The organism is Scandinavium goeteborgense (assembly GCF_003935895.2).
GTDB classification, from domain to species: Bacteria; Pseudomonadota; Gammaproteobacteria; order Enterobacterales; family Enterobacteriaceae; genus Scandinavium; species Scandinavium goeteborgense.
On the sequence record NZ_CP054058.1, the window covers coordinates 3,889,297 to 3,911,541 of the forward strand.

The 22,245-nt window shown below is 54.7% G+C and carries 18 protein-coding genes and 1 pseudogene; 4 read left to right on the plus strand and 15 right to left on the minus strand.

Annotated elements, in window-relative coordinates:
• Positions 1–206: 206 nt before the first annotated feature.
• On the plus strand, positions 207–2,678 hold the full coding sequence (locus tag A8O29_RS19375; RefSeq protein WP_246316629.1) for a fimbria/pilus outer membrane usher protein: 2,472 nt from the start codon (positions 207–209) through the stop codon (positions 2,676–2,678).
• A 16-nt stretch (positions 2,679–2,694) separates the two neighbouring features.
• Positions 2,695–3,660, plus strand: a complete 966-nt coding sequence (locus A8O29_RS19380; protein WP_125354618.1) for a fimbrial protein — start codon at positions 2,695–2,697, stop codon at positions 3,658–3,660.
• A 138-nt stretch (positions 3,661–3,798) separates the two neighbouring features.
• On the opposite strand, the gene folA is transcribed toward A8O29_RS19380, so the two are convergent.
• The 8 genes from folA to A8O29_RS19420 form a co-directional block, all read right to left on the minus strand.
• A complete protein-coding gene (folA, locus tag A8O29_RS19385; RefSeq protein ID WP_125354619.1) occupies positions 3,799–4,278 on the minus strand; it encodes a type 3 dihydrofolate reductase in 480 nt (159 codons plus the stop codon).
• 112 nt (positions 4,279–4,390) lie between these two features.
• Entirely contained in the window at positions 4,391–6,256 is a 1,866-nt protein-coding gene (gene kefC, locus A8O29_RS19390; protein WP_125354620.1) for a glutathione-regulated potassium-efflux system protein KefC, read from the minus strand.
• Complete coding sequence (gene kefF, locus A8O29_RS19395) at positions 6,249–6,779, minus strand: glutathione-regulated potassium-efflux system oxidoreductase KefF (RefSeq protein WP_125354621.1); 531 nt, start codon at positions 6,777–6,779, stop codon at positions 6,249–6,251. The genes kefC and kefF overlap by 8 nt, the downstream gene beginning before the upstream one ends.
• A gap of 74 nt (positions 6,780–6,853) precedes the next feature.
• Positions 6,854–7,087, minus strand: a complete 234-nt coding sequence (locus tag A8O29_RS19400) for a YgdI/YgdR family lipoprotein (protein WP_110510721.1) — start codon at positions 7,085–7,087, stop codon at positions 6,854–6,856.
• A 209-nt stretch (positions 7,088–7,296) separates the two neighbouring features.
• Positions 7,297–10,521, minus strand: coding sequence for a carbamoyl-phosphate synthase large subunit (gene carB / locus A8O29_RS19405; protein WP_125354622.1), 3,225 nt, complete (start codon positions 10,519–10,521; stop codon positions 7,297–7,299).
• 18 nt (positions 10,522–10,539) lie between these two features.
• Positions 10,540–11,688: a glutamine-hydrolyzing carbamoyl-phosphate synthase small subunit gene (gene carA, locus A8O29_RS19410; RefSeq protein ID WP_125354623.1), complete on the minus strand. Its 1,149-nt coding sequence runs from the start codon at positions 11,686–11,688 to the stop codon at positions 10,540–10,542.
• A 455-nt stretch (positions 11,689–12,143) separates the two neighbouring features.
• Entirely contained in the window at positions 12,144–12,965 is an 822-nt protein-coding gene (gene dapB / locus A8O29_RS19415; protein ID WP_174081399.1) for a 4-hydroxy-tetrahydrodipicolinate reductase, read from the minus strand.
• 204 nt (positions 12,966–13,169) lie between these two features.
• Complete coding sequence (locus A8O29_RS19420; protein ID WP_125354625.1) at positions 13,170–13,799, minus strand: alanyl-tRNA editing protein; 630 nt, start codon at positions 13,797–13,799, stop codon at positions 13,170–13,172.
• A gap of 92 nt (positions 13,800–13,891) precedes the next feature.
• On the opposite strand from A8O29_RS19420, the gene A8O29_RS19425 reads away from it, so the two are divergent.
• Entirely contained in the window at positions 13,892–14,785 is an 894-nt protein-coding gene (locus A8O29_RS19425) for a LysR family transcriptional regulator (protein WP_125354626.1), read from the plus strand.
• A gap of 5 nt (positions 14,786–14,790) precedes the next feature.
• Here A8O29_RS19425 and rihC read toward each other — a convergent pair whose 3' ends face one another.
• The 7 genes and pseudogenes from rihC to A8O29_RS22825 form a co-directional block, all read right to left on the minus strand.
• Positions 14,791–15,705 (minus strand): ribonucleoside hydrolase RihC, encoded by a 915-nt coding sequence (gene rihC, locus A8O29_RS19430; RefSeq protein ID WP_125354627.1) that lies wholly within the window; start codon positions 15,703–15,705, stop codon positions 14,791–14,793.
• A gap of 118 nt (positions 15,706–15,823) precedes the next feature.
• Positions 15,824–16,774 (minus strand): 4-hydroxy-3-methylbut-2-enyl diphosphate reductase, encoded by a 951-nt coding sequence (gene ispH, locus A8O29_RS19435; RefSeq protein WP_125354628.1) that lies wholly within the window; start codon positions 16,772–16,774, stop codon positions 15,824–15,826.
• 1 nt (position 16,775) lies between these two features.
• Complete coding sequence (gene fkpB / locus A8O29_RS19440; protein ID WP_110510874.1) at positions 16,776–17,225, minus strand: FKBP-type peptidyl-prolyl cis-trans isomerase; 450 nt, start codon at positions 17,223–17,225, stop codon at positions 16,776–16,778.
• 95 nt (positions 17,226–17,320) lie between these two features.
• The gene (lspA, locus tag A8O29_RS19445) at positions 17,321–17,821 is read right to left on the minus strand and encodes a signal peptidase II (protein ID WP_125354629.1); all 501 of its coding nucleotides are present in this window, start codon (positions 17,819–17,821) and stop codon (positions 17,321–17,323) included.
• Entirely contained in the window at positions 17,821–20,637 is a 2,817-nt protein-coding gene (gene ileS, locus A8O29_RS19450; protein WP_125354630.1) for an isoleucine--tRNA ligase, read from the minus strand. Before ileS ends, lspA begins: the two co-directional genes overlap by 1 nt.
• Positions 20,638–20,669: 32 nt before the next feature.
• The gene (gene ribF / locus A8O29_RS19455; RefSeq protein WP_110510709.1) at positions 20,670–21,608 is read right to left on the minus strand and encodes a bifunctional riboflavin kinase/FAD synthetase; all 939 of its coding nucleotides are present in this window, start codon (positions 21,606–21,608) and stop codon (positions 20,670–20,672) included.
• A gap of 7 nt (positions 21,609–21,615) precedes the next feature.
• Positions 21,616–21,818 (minus strand): annotated as a pseudogene (locus A8O29_RS22825) (DUF2575 domain-containing protein); the annotation flags it as partial.
• 118 nt (positions 21,819–21,936) lie between these two features.
• On the opposite strand from A8O29_RS22825, the gene rpsT reads away from it, so the two are divergent.
• Positions 21,937–22,200, plus strand: coding sequence for a 30S ribosomal protein S20 (gene rpsT / locus A8O29_RS19465; protein ID WP_110510708.1), 264 nt, complete (start codon positions 21,937–21,939; stop codon positions 22,198–22,200).
• Positions 22,201–22,245 lie beyond the last annotated feature (45 nt).

Genomic DNA, 22,245 nt, shown 5'->3' on the forward strand with positions numbered 1-22,245 from the left:
ATCGAGAATGTCTATTAATTATGGAAAGTAACAATATTAAAAATATTCAGGAAAAAGACAGCGTCAGAGGAAAATGTAATAAAAAAGGGAGTGGTGCAGTGAAGGGGAACCGTACTGCCTGCTCTTTTTTATTAAAACCCTTATCATTTTTCATATTGTTATCCTTACCCGGGTTTGCTTCTTCTGCTGAAACTTTTAACCCTGAAATGCTCAAAGCTATCGGTGATGGCGGTGATCTGCAAGACGTTAATCTTGACTATTTCGCCGAAAAGGGCGGGCAGATGCCCGGTACGTATCAGGTCGATATTTATCTCAATAACCAGCAGGTGGATTCTCGGAGCATAGAGTTTGTCAGCCTTCCGGATGCTCCGGGTAAGCTCTACGGCAGTATTACGCCGGCAGAAATGGCAGATTATGGGGTTAAGCTGGACACCTTCCCGGATCTGAAAGCCGTTCCGCCAGACGCTAAGCTGACTAAACCGCTGAGTGCGTATGTTCCACAGGCGACTGAAAACCTTGATTTAAGCCGCAAGCGCTATGACATCACCGTACCTCAAATCGGTGTAAATATGCGCCCACGCAATTCGGTTGACCAAAAACGCTGGGATAACGGCATCGCGGCTTTTATGCTCAACTATAGCTATTCTGGCTCGACCACTGAGCATGATAATAGCGGTCAGTCCCAAAGCAACTTCATCAACCTACGGGCTGGGGTGAACCTTGCTGCATGGCGTTTACGTAATTACTCAACCTATAGCGAACAACACACTGATGGTTCGCATGGTGGAAGTGACACGAATACCAGCAAGTTCGAGTCTATTAATACCTATTTGCAACGCGACGTGCATTTCTTGCAGGGCGGTCAGCTGACGCTCGGTGAGTATTCCACTCCCTCAGATGTCTTTGACAGCTTCCAGTTCACCGGTATTCAGCTGGCCTCTGATGACCAGATGTTGCCAGACTCGATGAACCAGTTTGCGCCGACGGTACGAGGCATTGCCAAATCGAATGCGCAGGTAAGCATTAAACAGAACGGCTACGTTATCTACCAAACCAACGTCTCACCTGGGCCATTTGCTATTACGGATTTGTATCCGTCTGGTAACGGCGGTGATATGGAAGTAACGGTGACAGAGTCTGATGGTTCGACCACCAAATTCACGGTTGCCACCAGCTCCGTGCCGATTTTGCAACGAGAGGGTCGTTTCAAATATAACCTGGCATTGGGTCAATACCGTACCGGTAACGATGACACTGAAACACCTAAGTTCGTCCAGTTATCCAATATTTACGGTTTGACTTCACGAACCACCGTTTATGGCGGTGTTCAGTATGCTGAAAATTACCGTTCCGCTAACGTGGGTGTCGGTTTTGACTTAGGAGCCGTGGGCGCCGTTTCATTTGACGCAACACAAGCAACCAGTGAGTTCGACAACGATACGCTGGGCACTCAAAAAGGTCAGTCCTACCGGGCGATGTATGCCAAGAACTTCGAGGCGACTGACACCAACTTGCAGATCGCGGGCTATCGCTACTCCACAAAAGGCTTTTACGCCTTCAGTGACGTACAGGACTACCAAAAAGATACCGACAGCGATTTCGACAATTACAACCGCACTCACAACCAACGCAGCAAAATGCAGCTGTCCGTCAACCAGAACATTGGCGACTATGGTTCGATTTATATCAGCGGAAGCCAGCAGGATTACTGGGGTGGAGACGGTAAAGAGAAACTGTTGCAGCTGGGATACAACACCAGCCTCTATGGCATCTCTTACGGCTTTAACTACAACTATTCCAAAAACCCAGGTATGACCGAAGCGGATCAGGTGTTTGCTTTCAATTTATCAGTCCCACTCGACAAATTTATGGGGCCATCCGGTTCATGGGCGACCTACAGCATGAACACCAAGCGCCACGGTTCGACCGTTCAGCAGGCTGGCGTCAGCGGTACATTGCTGGAAGACCGGAATCTGAGTTATGCCGTCCAGCAAGGGTATGAAAACCAAGGTAATGGAGCCTCCGGCAACGCCAGCCTGGATTATAAAGGCGGTTCTGGCGAAGCAAACCTTGGCTACAGCTACGACCAGGATACCCGTCAGTGGAACTACGGCCTTCAGGGCGGTGTGCTGATCCACCAAAACGGCATCACGCTGTCACAACCGATGGGCGATACCGTCGCGCTGGTGAAAGCACCGGGCGCTGATGACGTTAGAGTAGAAAACAACAGTGGCGTTCATACCGACGGTCGCGGCTATGCCGTTGTGCCTTACGCCCAGCCTTACCGCAAAAACAGCGTAGCCCTGGAAACCGAAAGTTTTGGTGATGATGTGGATATGGATATGAGCAGCCAGACTGTCATTCCAACCCGTGGCGCCGTTGTAGTGGCCGATTTCAAAACTCGCGTTGGCCAGCGTGCATTGGTACAGCTGTTATTTATGGGCAAACCGGTGCCGTTTGGTGCCACGGTTAGCCTGTTAGATAAAGAAAGTACCGTCACCGGCATTGTCAGCGAAAACGGTGAAGTGTACTTAACCGGCCTGCCGGAAAGCGGCACTATCCGGGCGAAATGGGGCAACAGCAGCAACGAACAGTGCAAAGGCACTTACTCGCTGGCCAGCAGCAATGCCAGTGACCCGTCTGCGCTGATCAAACAAATTACGGCGCAATGCCAGTAAGGCATGAGGAAGTAACATGAACAATTTCATCGGAAAGTTAAAAAAAATTGGCTCCACAAATACGTGTCTGCGGTTGCTGCTGGCAGTGCTGTTATTATCCTGTGGCGTGCATAACGCCATGGCGGTCTGTACTTACCCCAGCACACAACCACAGATTACGGTTAATCAGAGCTTTACCACGCAGCAAGACTCACCAGTCGGCATGACGCTATCGACGACGACGTTTAATCAGCAGTATAAGGTCGCTGAGAATTGTATTGGCTCGTATACTCTTTTTGGAAAAGAGAATACCGGCACGTATCCGACAATAGGTAACAACAACACGTTTAAAAGCGGAGTAGAAGGGGTTGGAATTAGGGTCACCATTGGCCCATACAAACTGTCGCCCTCTAGTTTGATGTACGGTACTTACGGTGACGGTACCAGCCCGATTTATATTCAGGATATTAAAGTTGAGTTCGTCAAAACAGGCGATATTACTCCTGGCACGATGACATCGGGGAAAATAGGCACCGTTGAGATACAAGACGATGCAGGAACAAAAGATGCACTGACTATTAATATAGGGTCAGTCAATGTTAAGCAGGCATCGTGTGAGATAACCGGCTCCAGCGCGATCCCCGTCCCGATGGGCAAAGTCATGAAAGAAGATTTTCAGGGCAAAAACTCAACGTTGTCGTCCCGAGATATTAATATCCCACTGCAATGCAGCGCAGGTACCCATGTCAATATCAATTTCGACGCATTGTCGTCATTAGGTAACGGTATCATTGATCTGACTGCCGGCGGGGCAGAAGGTGTAGGTATTCAGCTGAAACTTAACAGTATCCCGGTTGAATTTAACAAGACCTTATTTGTGGCGGAAGCGACCCAACAAGGGGCATTCGTCATCCCTCTGACGGCGGCCTATATTCAAACAGCTGATACGATCAAAACGGGCTTAGTGAATGCAGTCGCCAATTTCACGGTAACCTACCAGTAAGACTGAACGTCTGACGGGCTGTTTCTCAAACCTGTCAGACGTTTTCATCGATAACAACAACGCTGCCCTGGCTGCAAAATTTATCAAAAAAAAACCGCATGGAAATCTCCATACGGTTCATCTGATGGACCCTACTTATTAACGACGCTCTAAAATCTCGAAGCAATAGCTGTGCGAGTTCTGCTCGTCGGCATCATGAAACTCACTGAAAGTAGATTCCCAGTGATCCGGATCGTAGTCAGGGAAATGGGTATCACCTTCCACTTCCGCATCAATGTGCGTCAGATACAGACGCTGCGCTTTCGGCAGGAACTGCTCGTAAACGCGTCCCCCACCGATCACCATAATCTCTTCCGCATCGCCGCAGGCAGCAATCGCGTCATCGACCGATTTTACCCACTCAACACGTTCGTCAGTGCCCGGCTGGCTGCTAATGACGATATTTTTACGGCCCGGCAACGGACGACCGATGGATTCCCAGGTCAGACGACCCATCACCACAGGTTTGTTGAGCGTAGTACGTTTAAACCAGGCGAGATCGGCAGGCAGGTTCCAGGGCATGGCGTTTTCCATGCCGATAACGCGATCCACCGCTAACGCCGCAATCAGACTGATCATTGAAATATCCCGGATGTAAAAATTGCCGCCACTATACGGAAAGCTTAATCTTTCGTCGACAATAGGGAGAGTAAAGAAGACGAAATATTTTCGCCTTCTCACTAAGTGCCCGTTATGCCGACGGTTTCGTTTCGGGCTCGTCAGCCGGGTTTCCGGTGTGCTTACCCTCTTCGGTTCCCTGCCAACCGTGCCGCTGAATAATCGACATATTGCTGCGGTCTTCATTGATGATATCTGTCAGCATCGCGCTGGTGCGTTTGAACACCGCGGCGAAGGACGCATCGTCCTCATCGGCCATATCCACCATCTCTTCAACCATCCGAACGTTGAAACGACGGAACACATCCGCGCGCTCGCGGGCCTCATACGCCCCAAGCCCTAACGCTTCAAGTGCCATGCGACCGGACTTTAGCGCCCCTTCGAAGGTTTCACGCTCCGGCGCATCGATCCCCGCCTGGCGCAGTTGAATGTAGTGATCGATATCGCGGGCGCGGGCGATGATTCGCAGATGTGGGAAATGCTCTTTCGCCAGCGCCGTCAACTCGAGGTTGGCTTTCGGGTCATCAATGGCGTTGATCAGCACTTCCGCCCGGGCGGCACCGGCTGACTCAAGCATATCGACCCGCGTTGCATCGCCATAAAACACCTTCATATCGAATTTACGCAGCGTATCGACGTGATCCGGATCGTGATCGAGAATGACCATCTTCACGCCGCTCGACAGCAGCAGTCGCCCGGTTATCTGACCAAAGCGGCCAAAGCCGGCGATAATCACCCGCGGCTGCTCTTCATCAATTTCATCCGCCTCACGATCATCACCACCTTTGGCTTTCTCCATGCGCGACAGCAGCACCAACAGAATCGGCGTGGCCGCCATCGACAGCGCCACTGCCAGGGTCAATGCTTTCGCCCATTCCGGGTCAAGCACGTCGGCCATCCGCGCGGTGCCAAACACCACAAACGCAAACTCACTGCCCTGCCCTAACAGCGCGGCAAACCACCAGCGCTGCGCCTTCGGCACACCAAGCGGGCGAGCAATTAGCCACAGCGTCGCGGCTTTGATGATAAGGAAACCCGCCAGCAGGATAAGAATTCGTAACGGATGGGTAACCAACGTGCCGAAGTCGATAGACATACCGACGCCGATAAAGAACAGCCCCAACAGCAAGCCCTTGAACGGTTCAATATCGCTTTCCAGCGCGTGGCGATACTCAGAGCTCGCCAGCAGGACCCCCGCCAAAAACGCACCCATCGCCATCGACAGGCCAACCTCTTCCAGCAACAGGCCGAAGCCGAAGACCAAAAACAGGGCCACGGCGCTGAACACTTCACGCAGGCCAGAGCGCGCCACAAAACGCAGCACCGGACGCGTCACGTATCGCCCAAGCAGAATAACCAGCACCAGCGCGCCCGCCACTTTCAGTGCGGAAAGGCCGAACGCCGCCAGGGTGGTTGAAGCCCCGCTTGCTGCCAGCAACGGGATCATCGCCACCAGCGGAATGGCCGCGATATCCTGAAACAGCAGCACCGCAAAGGCGCTGCGTCCGAGCTGCGAGACCGTCAGGTTGCGTTCATTCATCGCCTGCATGGCGATGGCGGTGGAGGAAAGCGCCAGGGTCAAGCCAATCAGTACGGCGACTTGCCATTGCAAACCCAAAAGCATACAAAAGCCGCCGATAAGCGCCCCGCAGGACACCATTTGCAATGCGCCCCCGCCAAACACTGAGGCGCGTAGTTTCCATAAACGCTGCGGGTCGAGCTCAAGGCCAATGACAAAGAGCATCAGTACTACGCCGATTTCAGCGAAGTGTAAAATGGCCTCGGCATCCGTGACCAGGCGCAAACCCCACGGCCCGATAATACAGCCCGCGATCAGGTAGCCGAGCACGGAACCCAATCCCAGGCGCACCGCGATCGGCACAATCAGCGCCGCCGAGCCGAGGTAAATGAGTGCCTGAATCAGCGTATGGCTATCCATGATGCACCTCCTGCCACTCGAGCAAACGCTGTTTGTAATGCCGGGCCTGGGCAACAAGCGTTTCATCGTCACAGATAAAGGTGCAATGCATGGCGAAAGGTTGCAGCCAGTTCAGGCCGCAGTACAGCGCCGTCGCCTGCAATGGCTGCGCCAGCACGTCAAAACCGGGGAAACTGCCAATCGAGAAATGATCGTCTCCGCCGCCGGTAGTGACCGCCCACATCAGGCTTTTACCGTGCAGCGCTTTTCCGCCGTGCCCGTAGGCCCAGCCGTGAGACAGGACTTTATCAATCCAGAGTTTGAGGAGCGGCGGCACGCTGTACCACTGCATCGGATGCTGCCAGATGACCAGGTCGGCGCGGGAAAGCGCCTCCTGCTCAGCGGCAATGTCGATATTGAAATCGGGATAGAGGTGATACAGAGAGCGAATTTCTACGCCGTCGATTTCCCTTGCCTGCTCAAGCATCCGTTTATTCGCATGCGAATGCTGCGGATAAGGATGCGCATAAATAATCAAAATCATCTGTTAGCCTGTTTTGCACTTCATTGTTTTATCAGCAAAGTGTAGTCAGTTAACTGCCAGGCTAACAGCGAAGATTAGTTATCCAGTTCGCCCATGGATTGAACCTGATCGCGGTTGATCTGCTCGGTCTTACCGGTTTCGGCATTTTTGTAGGAAACCAGGCCGGTGTCGCTATCAACCTCTGGCTTACCGTCGGTGACGATAGTTTTACCATCGGTGGTTTTCAGCGCCTGATTTGAGGAACAACCCGCGACGGTAAACAGTGCTGCGGCGGCAAAAATAGACGTGATGAGAAGATTGTTACGCATGGTGTTCTCCCTTGCTCTTACGTTATGAATGGTTATCTGTTTAACCACTTTAGGCTAACTGACTGAACGCAGATGGAAAACCAGAACACTCTGAGAGGGAGAAATGAGGGGGATTCGCTTACGCCCGGCGACGCTCTGCTTGCCTGGCCGACTCGGTGAGAGGTGCATGCCCGGCAAGCGCGAGCGCCGCCGGGCATGCAGAGTCAATATTACTTATTAATCTGCGCGTGCATTTCCTGCACCGAAATCACCTTCTCGGTCGCATCCGCGTTCAGCGCCATGGCTGTCGCGAAACCGCCGTTCAGGGTGGTGTCGTAATGCACTTTGTATTGCAGCGCGCTGCGGCGAATCAGCTTGGAGTCTTCAATCGCCTGACGCCCTTCGGTGGTGTTGATGATGTAGGTGTATTCGCCATTCTTGATACGGTCCTGAATGTGCGGCCGACCTTCATGCACCTTATTCACCAGGCGTGGGTTAATACCCGCTTCGCCCAGCACAACGGCAGTCCCGTGGGTCGCATCCAGTTCGAAGCCCTGTTTCAGCAGTTTTGCCGCCAGATCTACCACACGCTCTTTGTCGCCTTCACGCACGGAGAGCAGCGCACGGCCCTGCTTCTTCATGGTGGAGTTGCTGCCGAGCTGCGCTTTTGCGAACGCTTCAGCGAAGGTACGGCCCACGCCCATCACTTCCCCGGTAGAGCGCATTTCTGGCCCTAACAGCGGGTCAACGCCCGGGAATTTGTTGAACGGCAGCACCACTTCTTTCACCGAATAGTACGGCGGGATGATCTCTTCCAGGTGGCCCTGCTGCGCCAGCGTCTGACCGACCATCACGCGCGCCGCCACTTTCGCCAGCGGCAGGCCGGTGGCTTTGGAGACGAACGGTACGGTACGTGCCGCACGCGGGTTGACTTCAATCAGATACACTTCGTTGTCTTTTACGGCGAACTGGACGTTCATCAGGCCACGAACCTGCAGCTCGAAGGCCAGTTTCTGCACCTGCTGACGCATCACATCCTGAATTTCTTTGCTCAGGGTATACGCTGGCAGCGAACATGCGGAGTCACCGGAGTGAACGCCAGCCTGTTCGATGTGTTCCATGATGCCGCCAATCAGCACGTTTTCGCCGTCGCAGATAGCATCCACGTCCACTTCAACCGCATCGTCGAGGAAACGGTCCAGCAGCACTGGCGCATCGTTAGAGACGCTGACCGCGGTCTGGAAGTAGCGACGCAGGTCAGCTTCGTCATACACGATTTCCATCGCACGACCGCCGAGCACGTAGGACGGGCGCACCACCAGCGGATAGCCAATCTCTTTCGCTTTCTCTACCGCCATTTCAATCGCGGTCACGGTGGCGTTCGCAGGCTGTTTCAGCTTCAGGCGGTCAACCGCCTGCTGGAAACGTTCACGGTCTTCTGCACGGTCGATAGCATCCGGGCTGGTACCGATAATCGGCACGCCAGCAGCTTCCAGTGCACGCGCCAGTTTCAGCGGAGTCTGGCCACCATACTGCACGATAACGCCCTTAGGCTTCTCGATGCGCACGATTTCGAGCACATCTTCGAAGGTCACCGGCTCGAAGTACAGGCGGTCTGAGGTGTCGTAATCGGTAGAAACCGTTTCCGGGTTACAGTTGACCATGATGGTCTCGTAACCGTCTTCACGCAGCGCCAGCGAGGCGTGTACGCAGCAGTAATCGAATTCGATACCCTGACCGATACGGTTCGGGCCGCCGCCGAGGACCATGATTTTGTCGCGGTCAACGGACGGGTTCGCTTCACACTCGTCTTCGTACGTGGAGTACATGTACGCGGTGTCGGTGGAGAATTCTGCCGCACAGGTGTCCACGCGCTTGTAAACCGGGTGCAGGTTATATTGCTCACGCAGCTTGCGGATTTCCGACTCGCGAACGCCCGCCAGTTTCGCCAGACGTGCATCGGCGAAGCCTTTGCGCTTCAGCGCGCGCAGGAAGTCTGCGTTCAGGCCGGTAATACCGACTTCTGCCACGTTCTCTTCAAGGCGTACCAGCTCTTCAATCTGCACCAGGAACCAGCGATCGATGTTGGTCAGGTTGAAGACGCCATCTACGGACAGGCCCGCACGGAAGGCATCCGCGATGTACCAGATACGCTCGGCGCCCGCGTCTTTCAGCTCGCGGCGAATCTTGGTCAGCGCTTCCGGGTCATCCAGGCTGACTTTCGGGTCGAAACCGGTGGCGCCCACTTCCAGGCCACGCAGCGCTTTCTGCAAGGATTCCTGCTGAGTGCGGCCAATCGCCATCACTTCGCCGACGGATTTCATCTGCGTGGTCAGGCGGTCGTTTGCGCCGACAAATTTCTCGAAGTTAAAGCGAGGAATTTTGGTCACAACGTAGTCGATGGACGGTTCGAACGAGGCTGGCGTTTTGCCGCCGGTGATGTCGTTCATCAGCTCGTCGAGGGTGTAACCCACGGCCAGTTTCGCTGCCACTTTGGCAATCGGGAAACCGGTCGCTTTAGACGCCAGCGCGGAAGAACGTGACACGCGCGGGTTCATTTCGATAACAATCAGACGACCGTTTTTCGGGTTCACGGAGAACTGAACGTTAGAACCGCCGGTTTCCACGCCGATTTCACGCAGTACCGCCATCGAGGCGTTACGCATGATTTGGTATTCTTTGTCGGTCAGGGTCTGCGCCGGGGCCACAGTGATGGAGTCACCGGTGTGGATCCCCATCGCATCGAAGTTTTCGATAGAGCAGACGATGATGCAGTTGTCGTTTTTATCACGCACCACTTCCATCTCGTACTCTTTCCAGCCAATCAGCGACTCATCAATCAGCAGCTCTTTGGTTGGGGAAAGATCCAGACCGCGTTCGCAAATCTCTTCGAACTCTTCACGGTTGTAGGCAATACCGCCGCCGGTGCCACCCATGGTGAAGGACGGACGGATGATGCACGGATAACCGACGTCAGCGGCAACCGCCAGCGCTTCTTCCATCGTGTGTGCAATGCCGGAGCGCGCGGTGTCGAGGCCGATTTTCTTCATCGCTACGTCGAAACGACGGCGGTCTTCTGCTTTATCAATCGCGTCAGCCGTGGCGCCAATCATGGTCACGCCGAACTCTTCCAGCACGCCCTGACGTTCCAGTTCCAGCGCGCAGTTCAGTGCCGTCTGGCCGCCCATGGTTGGCAGCACCGCATCCGGACGCTCTTTTTCAATAATTTTGCGAACCACTTCCCAGTGAATCGGCTCGATGTAGGTCGCATCGGCCATTTCCGGGTCGGTCATAATCGTTGCCGGGTTGGAGTTCACCAGGATGACACGGTAGCCCTCTTCACGCAGCGCTTTACACGCCTGAGCACCGGAGTAGTCGAACTCACAGGCCTGACCGATAACGATCGGGCCCGCGCCAAGGATCAGGATGCTTTTTATGTCTGTACGTTTTGGCATGGTTTTCTCAGCTCCTGATTATTTAGCGGTCTTACGGTATTGCTCGATAAGTTCGATGAAGTGATCGAACAGCGGCGCGGCATCGTGCGGGCCTGGGCTCGCTTCCGGGTGACCCTGGAAACTGAACGCTGGCTTGTCGGTACGATGAATACCCTGCAAGGTACCGTCGAACAGTGACTTGTGCGTGACACGCAGGTTGGCAGGCATCGACGCTTCGTCCACCGCAAAACCGTGGTTCTGCGCGGTGATCATGACCGTGTCGTTGTCGATGTCTTTCACCGGATGGTTGCCGCCGTGGTGGCCGAACTTCATCTTGATGGTTTTCGCACCGCTCGCCAGCGCCAGAAGCTGATGGCCGAGGCAGATGCCAAATACCGGAATATCGGTTTCGAGGAATTTCTCAATCGCGGTAATCGCGTAATCGCACGGCGCCGGGTCGCCTGGACCGTTGGAGAGGAAAATCCCGTCCGGATTCATTTTCAGCACGTCTTCGGCAGAGGTTTGCGCCGGAACCACCGTCAGGCGGCAGCCGCGGTCAACCAGCATGCGCAGGATGTTGCGCTTCGCGCCGTAGTCGTAGGCCACCACGTGGAACGGCAGCTCTTCTTCTTTCTTCGCTTCTGGCAGCTCGCCTGCCAGCGTCCAGCTCCCCTGAGTCCAGCTGTAGCGCTCAGCAGTAGTCACTTCTTTCGCCAAATCCATACCGTTCAGACCCGGGAAGGCCTGCGCTTTTTCCAGCGCCAGGGTGGCGTCCAGGTTGTCACCGGCAATGATGCAGCCGTTCTGTGCGCCTTTCTCGCGCAGCAGGCGGGTCAGCTTGCGGGTATCAATATCGGCAATCGCCACGATGTTGTGACGTTTCAGGTAAGAAGAGAGGTCTTCGGTGTTGCGGTAGTTGCTGGCAATCAGTGGCAGGTCGCGAATGATGAGGCCTTGAGCGTGTACCTGGGAAGATTCTTCGTCAGCAGCATTGGTGCCGACATTACCGATATGGGGATAAGTGAGAGTGACGATTTGGCGTGAATAGGAAGGATCAGTGAGGATTTCTTGATAACCGGTCATTGAAGTATTGAAAACGACTTCCCCAACCGCCGTGCCCGTTGCCCCTATGGCCCGACCGTGAAACTGGGTTCCGTCTTCCAGAACCAAAAGCGCTGACTTAATCAAAACATCCTCCAGAGAATATTCACTCAGTTTATCTGCATATTAATTCACTCACAATGACGAATCAATGCAAATCTGCTGCCCGCGAAATTCGTGCAAACGGCGGCATTCTGGATATTTACGGGGAGAAAGTCAACGTAATCGAGGGCTTTTTTTATGTCATTTTGCGCCACTGGGGGATATGACGCTGTAAAGCAGGCAAAAAGATCAGCTAATAGCCTTTCCGTACACGCTTGCGCACCAGGATAATTGTTAAACCCGCCCAGTGGAAGTAAAAAAGTGGACCAGATGGTCAAAATTTACATTTACATAACGAAAAACGCCATGAAAACGTATTGTTTCGGGGGCTATTCACTAAAATTAAAGTGAGACACGTAAAATTAAAGGGCAATAAAATATTGCCCTTTGCAATCAACTCATTGTGATTGCCACAACCACATCACGATGGGGTAAACTCATTATAAATTGTTGAGATTAAGCACATCACGCATATCAAAAAGACCGTTACGCTTCTCTTTAAGCCAAAGAGCAGATCGTACTGCGCCATTGGCAAAGGTCATGCGGCTTGAGGCTTTATGCGTAATTTCAACGCGTTCCCCGATATCGGCGAACATCGCCGTGTGTTCCCCGACGATGTCCCCCGCACGCACAGTCGCAAAACCGATAGTGCCTGGGACACGTTCACCGGTATAGCCTTCACGGCTGTACACGGCGCACTCTTTCAAATCTTTATCCATAGCATGGGCAATCGCTTCGCCCATCGCCAGTGCCGTGCCTGATGGCGCATCCACTTTGTGACGATGATGCGCTTCGATGATTTCGATGTCGGTATAATCTCCCATCACCTTCGCGGCCTTTTCCAGCAGTTTCAGCATCACGTTCACGCCGACACTGAAGTTCGCAGCGAAGACAATCGCGATGCTCTCTGCCGCATCACGGATCGCCTGTTTACCCGCGTCGTCAAAACCGGTGGTGCCGATGACCATGCCTTTACCGTGTTGGCGGCAAAAAGCCAGATGGTGCAGTGTGCCTTCCGGGCGAGTGAAATCGATGAAGACATCGAAATCATCCTTTACTGCATCAAGGCTGCTTTGCACCTTCACGCCAGTGATACCAACACCTGCGAGTTCACCGGCGTCTGCACCCAGCAGAGAAGAACCCTCACGCTCCAGCGCCGCACCCAGCTTAATACCTGCCAGCTGTGTCGCTGCCTGAATCAGTTGCCGTCCCATACGGCCGCCCGCGCCTGCAATAGCGACGCGGATGTGTCCATCTTGCATATCTATTCTCTTCGTTAATACAGTGTAAATCGTTTTCAGATTAACCAGCGCCTGAGCGCCCTGCCACTAAAAACGGCGATAATTAGAATTTAACGTGAAACTGCAGTAAATATCAGTAAAAGGCATGATCAGCGAAAACCACAGGAATCTTTCCCATAGATTAATCGAGTCATCGACGGTGAGAAAGCTCACTTTGCCGCAGAATCACCTCAGGGTATAGCTGACCACCATCTGGCCTTTTTTGAGCTTAAGTTGAGTTATCACCACCTCACCCAGTGCGGACAAACTGGCAACGTGGGTACCGCCGCACGGATAAGCAGGCTGTTCGCCGAATCCGACCTTGCGCAAGCCCTCTTCCATAGACAGGCGGCGCGGTAGGTCCTCTGAAATCCAGCCGTCAATTTTTGCCTGTAGCGCGCTGGCTTCTGGCAACGCGGCATTCTCTTTGGCCACAAAGGTAATCCGCCCTTCTCCCGGCCAGTGATGCGCTTTGACGGGCTGCCAGCCGAGCTGCTCGCCCGCCTGACCAATCATATGTCCGGCAGAATGCAGCCGGGAATGCAGCGACCGCGCCGTCGCATCTACCTCAATCGATACCTCACCAGGCAACAGCGGCTGCGACAGTATATGCACCACGTGGTCATCGCGGGTCACTACGCTTTCGACCGCCACGCCCGCAATCCAGCCGCAGTCTGCGGGCTGGCCGCCACCCTGCGGATGAAACAACGTCCGGTCCAGTTCCACGGCGTAGCGCCCTTCTGCATCAGGCTCGCAACGCAGGATTTGTGCCCGTCCTTCAGTGGCGTCGGTGGTGTAATAAAGGCGTTCTGTCATGGTTTTTCTCCTCTGGTTCTGGACAGTATATTGATATCATCCGTGGCGATAATCCCATCCACTCTCAATGCACCTTTGCGCGGCAGGCACAAATGAATCTGAGCTTACTTCCCGATCTCGCGCTGTTCGTCCAGGTTGTTGACCAGGGCAGTTTCTCTGCCGTAGCCCGTAAATCCGGGGCGACACCTTCCGCGATCAGTCGCAGCGTTTCCCGACTGGAACAAGAAATTGGCAGCAAATTGCTGCACCGAACGACGCGAAAGCTGCGTCTGAGCGACAGCGGGAAAACGGTTTATCAACATGCGCAGCAGATGCTGGAGGCCGCGCGTCAGGCGATGGACGGCGCCAATCGCGAGCAGGCCATCGCGCAGGGAAAACTGACGCTCAGCGTGCCGAAAGCCGTTGGGCGTTTTGTGATACATCCTCTGATGACGGAGTTTCTGACGCGTTATCCGCAGGTGGACGTTTGTCTGCGACTGGAGGACAGAGTGCTGGATTTCATCGATGACGGAATCGATCTGGCGCTGCGTATTACCCATTCTCCGTCTCCCGGGTTGCACGGCAAACCACTCATGCCGGTCACGCATATCATCTGCGCAACGCCTGCGTATTTACAGCTGCACGGTACGCCAAAAAGCCCACAGGAACTGGCGGCGCACAGCTGTATTAGCCTTGGTGAAATGCCTGCGGACGCACGCTGGAAATTTCGACGCGAGGGAAAAACGGAGACCATTCAGACTCAGGGGCGCTATGCCGCCAACCATACCGCGGTGCGTCTGGACGCCGTAAAACAGCATCTGGGAATTGGCAGCCTGCCGCTGTTTACCGCCCGAGAAGCGCTGGAGAACGGCGACATTGTGCAGGTGCTGCCGGAATGGGAATTTATCAGCCGCTATTCCGGCCAGCTTTGGCTGCTGTGGTCGGGCAATAGGCATCTGCCCGCCAGAATGCGGGCAATGATTGATTATCTCAGCGAGAAAATTTAGCGCGCTTACGGTGCCAGCGCGATCACTTCTGCCACCCACTGACGGAAACCGTCGACGTCCAGATCCAGCGCCACCTGCGCGTTTGCCGGGCGTTCGAAGCGGTTTTCGATATCGACTACCGTGGTGCCCGACGTCCAGGCCCCCTGAGTTTCGACCGCCACAAAACACGGTTTAAGGGTGAACAACTCCGGGCGCACCAGCCAGGCGATGGCGCAGAGATCATGCATACGCAGGCCGCTGCCCATGCTGCCGCTGCGATAGTGGCTAAACAGCGAATGCAGCATTTTCCCGGTCTGGTTCACCTCAGGCAGGGTCGCCAGATATTCCGGGGTTAACAGCGCCTGATTGGTGACATCGAGCCCACACATCACAATCTCAATCCCGCTCTGGAACACGCGCTCTGCGGCTTCCGGGTCAATAGCAATATTAAATTCCGCGTTCGGCGTGAAGTTACCGCGTCCGGCCGAACCGCCCATAATCACCAACCGACGGATATTGAACTTACACTCCGGATACTGCGTCAGCAGCAGAGCAATATTGGTCAGTGGACCAATCGCCACCAGCGTCAACGGCTCCGGGGCGCTCATCAGCGCATCACGGATTGCAATGAAAGCGGGTTTCGCCAGCGGCTGACGCTGGTGATCGACAAAGTCGTAGCCTTCCATTCCGGATTCACCATGCACATAGGCGGCATCGCGGAGCGGGCGCAACAATGGCGTGGCTGCGCCCTGAGCGACCGGTACGTCGGCCTGCCAGAAATGCAGCAATTGCAGGGCGTTACGCGTTGTTTTCTCAACGGAGACATTCCCGGCAACGGTGGTTATCAGCTGGAGTTTGAGTTCAGGGGCAAACAGTGCCGCCGCAATGGCCGCGGCATCGTCGATGCCTGGGTCGGTGTCGAGAATAAAAGGTAAGGGCATGATTCCTCCATAAAAAAGCCAGGTGTTAACCTGGCATTTTTATACTCGTCATACTTCAAGTTGCACGTGCGTTGGCTGCAACTCAAATTATGTAGAGTATATCGACGTCGAAAAAAACTTATTCTACTTCGCGGATATCGAGTCGCAGCTCTTTCGGCACTTCGAAGACGATGTTTTCTTCGCGACCTTCAAGCGGGATGGCATCGCCGCCGCCGAGTTCCTGCAGGCGTGAAATCACGTTCTGCACCAGAATATCCGGCGCAGAGGCTCCGGCAGTGACGCCGACGCAGCCCGCCGTTTTCACCCACTCTTCCTGGATATCGGTGGAATCATCAATCAGGAATGCCGCTTTGCCCATACGCTGAGCCAGCTCGGCCAGACGGTTGGAGTTGGAGGAGTTTTTCGACCCCACCACCAGCACCACGTCCGCGCGCTGTGCGAGGTCGCGCACCGCTTCCTGACGGTTAGTCGTCGCGTAGCAGATGTCGTCTTTACGCGGCCCGACGATTTTCGGGAAGCGCTGACGCAGGGCATCAATCACGTCAGAGGTATCGTCGACGGAGAGCGTGGTCTGGGTCATGAATGACAGACGAGCTTCGTTTTTAACGTTCAGCGTCCAGACGTCTTCCGGCGATTCAACCAGATACATGCCCCCGGCTGGGTTGCTGTACTGACCCATGGTGCCTTCAACTTCCGGGTGACCGGCGTGGCCAATCAGAATCGACTCTTCGCCACGACGGCTGGCGCGGGCGACTTCCATGTGCACTTTGGTCACCAAAGGACAGGTCGCGTCGAAAACGGTCAAATCACGGCTTTTAGCTTCGTTACGTACCGCCTGAGAAACGCCGTGCGCAGAGAAAATCAGGATCGTGCCGTCCGGCACTTCGCTGATTTGCTCGATAAAGATGGCGCCGCGCTGACGCAGGCTGTCGACCACGTAGCGGTTGTGTACCACTTCGTGACGAACGTAAATCGGCGCGCCGAAGATCTCCAGCGCGTTTTCAACAATGCTGATAGCGCGGTCTACACCGGCGCAGAAACCGCGCGGGTTGGCCAACAGGATCTGCATCTTATGCCTCCAGTGCCGGGTCTATCTCCAGCACTTCAATATCAAAATGAACGGTACGCCCCGCCAGCGGGTGGTTGAAATCGACGGTGATCGAGTCGCCGTTAACTTCACGAATAACCCCAGGCATTTCGCTGCCATCCATTGCGGTAAAGAGCATGATCGCGCCAATGTCCGGCTCGCCAGCATCTAAAAACTCACGACGTGAGAAGTACTGAACCAGGTCCGGGCTCGGCACGCCAAAGGCCGCGTCTGGCTCGAGGGAAAAGGTGGTTTTATCCCCTTCTTTCAAGCCTAGCAGATGTTGCTCCAGCCCTTCTGACAGCGAAGCATCACCCAAACGAAACAGCGCGGGTTTGCCGTTGTTACGGGTGGATTCAGCCGTGGAGCCATCTTCGAGTTTCAGGGTGAAGTGCACCAGCACCGCGCTATTGCTCTGTACAGATTTAGACATGCAGATTTGCTCGCTAATGTTGCCCGGTGGCGCTGCGCTGACCAGGCCTACGAAATCCGTAGACCGTTGCACGCGTAGCGCCGCCCGGCGATTTTTTACGCCTGTTTCTTCGCGGCCGCGTTCGGCAAGAAGCCTTCCAGCACCACCAGGGCCGCACCGATACAGATTGCGGAATCGGCGAGGTTGAAGGTCGCGAAGTGCCAGTTGCCGACGTAGAAGTCGATCATGTCGACCACGAAACCGTGCCACAACCGGTCAAACAGGTTACCCAGTGCGCCACCAATGATCAGCGCATAGGCGATGTTGTTCAGCTTCTGAGTGGCTTTCGAGCGGTACATCAGTACCGCCAAAATCACACAGATACCCATGGCGATGCCAGCAAAGAACCAACGCTGCCAACCGCCGCTGTCGGCGAGGAAGCTAAACGCCGCGCCATAATTGCGCGCGTAGTGCAGGTTCAGCGACGGGAACAGCGAGACTGTTTCCCCCAGCATAAAATGCTGAAGGATCAGGAACTTGCTGCCGAGATCGATAATCAGCACCACGACTATCAGCCACAGCCAGCGCAGGCCGCTTTTACAGATTGATTGACTCATCAGGCAAACTTACGCTTTTCGCCGTCACCGGCAATGTTGCTGACACAGCGGCCGCAGATTTCTGCGTGTTCCGCCACTTGACCGACGTCGGTGGTGTAATGCCAGCAGCGCGGGCACTTATCACCTTCGGCTTTCTGCAACGCCACTTTCAGGCCTTTCAGCAATTCGCTCTGCTGTGCTTCGGCGGTTGCCGCAGCATAATCCGCAACTGAAGCCCCGGAGGTCAACAGGACAAATCGCAATTCATCGCCCAGTGCGGTCAGTTTCGCCGCCAGTTCTGGCTCGGCATACAGCGTAACCGCTGCTTCCAGAGAACCGCCCACTTTCTTATCGGCACGCGCCTGCTCAATGACTTTGTTCACTTCGCTGCGCACTTTCAGCAGTTCGTCCCAGAAACCATCGTTCATCGCTTCGGTTTCCGCCAGACCAAACAGGCCGGTGTACCACTCGCCGGTGAAGACGTACTTCTCGCGGGAGCCTGGCAGGTAGCCCCAGATTTCATCCGCGGTGAAGGACATGATTGGCGCCATCCAGCGAACCAGGGCTTCCGCGATGTGATACAGCGCGGTCTGACAGCTGCGACGTGCGACGCTGTCTGGTTTCGCGGTGTACTGACGGTCTTTGATGATGTCGAGATAGAACGAGCCCATTTCGATGGAGCAGAAGCGCATCAGGCGCTGCACCACTTCGTGGAAATCGTAAGACTCATACGCTTTCAGGATGTCTTCCTGTGCAGCCTGCGCACAGCCCACCGCCCAGCGATCCAGAACGACCATCTCTTCCGGTTTCACCATGTCTTTTACCGGGTCGAAACCGTTGAGGTTCGCCAGCAGGAAGCGCGCGGTGTTACGGATACGACGATAGCTGTCGGCAGCACGTTTGAGGATCTCATCGGAGACCGCCATTTCGCCGGTATAGTCGGTGGAAGCCACCCACAGACGCAGGATATCTGCGCCCAGTTTGTTCATCACGTCCTGCGGCGATACGGTGTTACCGATCGACTTGGACATTTTGCGGCCCTGACCGTCAACGGTGAAACCGTGGGTCAGTACCTGACGGTAAGGCGCTTTGCCTTTCATCGCAGTGGAAATCATCAGGGAAGACATGAACCAGCCGCGATGCTGGTCAGAACCTTCCAGATACATATCCGCCGCGTGACCGGAGAACTCAGGACGCACGTCAACCACAGACGAGTGGGTAGAACCGGAGTCGAACCATACGTCGAGCGTGTCTGGCACTTTCTCGTAGGTGTCGGCGTCGTCGCCCATGATGTCGCGCGGGTCGAGATCCCACCACGCCTGAATGCCGTCCTGCTCAACGCGTTTCGCCACGTCTTCCATCAACTCAAGCGTGCGCGGGTGCAGTTCCTGCGTCTCTTTATGCACGAACAGGGACATTGGCACGCCCCACGTACGCTGACGGGAGATACACCAGTCAGGACGGTTCGCGACCATTGATTCGATACGCGCCTGGCCCCAGTCCGGGATCCACTGCACGTCTTTGATCTCTTTCAGCGACTGCTCACGCAGGCCTTTCTGATCCATGCTGATGAACCACTGTGGGGTCGCACGGAAGATGATCGGCGTTTTGTGACGCCAGCAGCACGGATAGCTGTGAACCAGTTTCTCAACGTGCAACAGCGCACCGCTTTCACGCAGCATGTTAACGATAACGTCGTTAGCTTTGAAAACGTTCACACCGTCCAGGGTCGGGTAAGTACCCGGCACATACGCGCCATCCGGTCCAACCGGGTTCGCGATTTCCAGACCGTATTTCTGGCTGATAGTGTAGTCGTCTGGACCGTGGCCACCGGCGGTGTGTACCGCACCGGTACCCGCATCCAGAGTAACGTGATCGCCAAGGATTGCCGGCACGTCGAAATCGAGGAATGGATGCTTGAAACGCATCAGTTCCAGCTCATCACCCTTCACGGTGCCGAGCACGGTGAAGTCGGTGATGTTCGCGCGTTTCAGCACGCTTTCAACCAGGTCTTTCGCCAGGATAATTGCCTGACCTTCTACCTGTACCAGCGCATATTCAAACTCTGCTGACAGAGAGATTGCGCGGTTAGCGGGCAGGGTCCACGGCGTGGTGGTCCAGATAACCAAAGAAACTGGGCCATTAACGGAAGCCACGCCAAATTTCGCCTTCACCGCATCCTGATCGACAGCGTTGAACGCCACGTCGATGGATGGAGAGGTTTTGTCGTAGTATTCCACTTCCGCTTCAGCCAGCGCAGAACGGCAGTCTACGCACCAGTGCACAGGCTTCGCGCCTTTATGCAGGTGGCCGTTGCCGATGATTTTACCCAGCGCACGGATGATGTTGGCTTCAGTGTTGAAGTCCATGGTCAGGTACGGACGAGACCAGTCGCCCAGCACGCCCAGACGGATGAAGTCTTCGCGCTGCCCGTTAACCTGGGTGGCCGCGTATTCACGGCACTTCGCGCGGAATTCCGCCGCGGTGAATTTCTCACCTGGCTTACCAAATTCCTGCTCAACTTTCAGTTCGATTGGCAGACCGTGGCAGTCCCAACCCGGCACATACGGCGAGTCAAAGCCCGTCAGGCCTTTGGACTTAACGATAATGTCTTTCAGAATCTTGTTAACGGAGTGACCAATATGAATGCTGCCATTCGCATAAGGAGGGCCATCATGCAGAATGAACGTCTTTTTGCCTTTTTTCGCTGCACGGATGACGCCGTAAAGGTCATCATCGGTCCAACGGGCCAGCATTCCCGGTTCGCGTTTGGCGAGGTCGCCACGCATCGGGAACCCTGTTTCCGGCAAATTCAGGGTTGATTTATAGTCACTCATCAGATTCTCGTTTCCGTATATTTACGTTGGCATTACGCCGGGTTTGAAAGCCCGAACAACTCGCGAGCCGTTAATTCATCACGCGCGATTTGCGCTTTTAATTCGTCCAGCGATGAAAATCGCTGCTCGTTGCGTATTTTTTTACGCAGTATGACGTCTATATGGCGACCATACAGGTCCATTACAACGTCTAACAGATGCACTTCCAGCTGCTGGCGCACGCCAGCGACCGTTGGACGGGTGCCGATATTGGCCACGCCTGGCAGCAATGTGTCGCCAAGCCCCGCAACTTCCACCGCATACACCCCTTTAACCGGGGAAACCTGACGACGCAGCGGTATATTCGCCGTCGGGAAACCAATGGTGCGCCCGAGTTCATCACCGTGAACCACGCGCCCAGAAATGCTGAAAGGATGGCCCAGCAGCGTTTGTGCCAGCTCGAGGTCATCCTCAGCCAGTGCCTGACGCACCGCGGTGCTGCTGATGCGCAGGCCGCCTTCACAAAATGTTTGGGTGCTGGTGACGTCGAAACCGAATTCCGCGCCAGCCTTCTGTAATAACAAGAAATCCCCTTCGCGACCAGCGCCGAAGCGGAAATCATCACCGACCGCCAGATACCGTACGCCCAGGCGTTTTACCAGCAACTCGCTGATAAACTCTTGCGCCGTCAGGGCCGCGAAACGGCGGTCAAAGCGGACGCAAAGAACGTAGTCCACACCGCTTTCGGCCAGATAACGGACCTTATCGCGCAAACGCGTCAGACGCGCCGGGGCTTTGTCCGTCGCGAAAAGCTCCAGCGGCTGCGGCTCAAAAATCACCACCACAACTGGCAGGCCGCGCTCGCGTCCTTCTGCACGCAAACGCTCTAATAGCGCCTGATGCCCACGGTGCACGCCGTCGAAATTGCCAATGGTTAACACGCACCCATGCGGTGCCTGACCTTGATTATGTATGCCGCGTATCAGCTTCATGTCTGGCTCAATACAGTGAAAATCGTGAAAGTATACCTTGTAGAGCAGGCGACGTTAACCGGCGATTGCACCTCGTTTACGAAAGATGCAACGATTTCATCCACCTTGATGTAAACACCAATCAAATGTGGCGTCACTGGCGATTTTTATCGCAGAAAGGCTGTATTCGGTGGGCGCAAGCTGGTAGAATCCTGCGCCATCACTACGTAACCAAGCGTTGTATTACTAACGGCGCTTATTTGCACAAATCCATTGACAAAAGAAGGCTAAGAGGGCATATTCCTCGGCCTTTGAATTGTCTATATAGATCATATTTGGGAGTTGGACCTTGGCTAATATCAAATCAGCTAAGAAGCGCGCCGTTCAGTCTGAAAAGGCCCGCAAGCACAACGCTAGCCGTCGTTCTATGATGCGTACTTTCATCAAGAAAGTATACGCAGCTGTAGAAGCAGGCGATAAAGCTGCTGCACAGAAAGCATTTAACGAAATGCAACCAATCGTGGACCGTCAGGCTGCTAAAGGTCTGATCCACAAAAACAAAGCTGCGCGTCATAAAGCCAACCTGGCTGCGCAGATCAGCAAACTGGCTTAATTGCCAACTCGCTGAGTCTTTGTTGAAGAAAAACCCGCCTCGGCG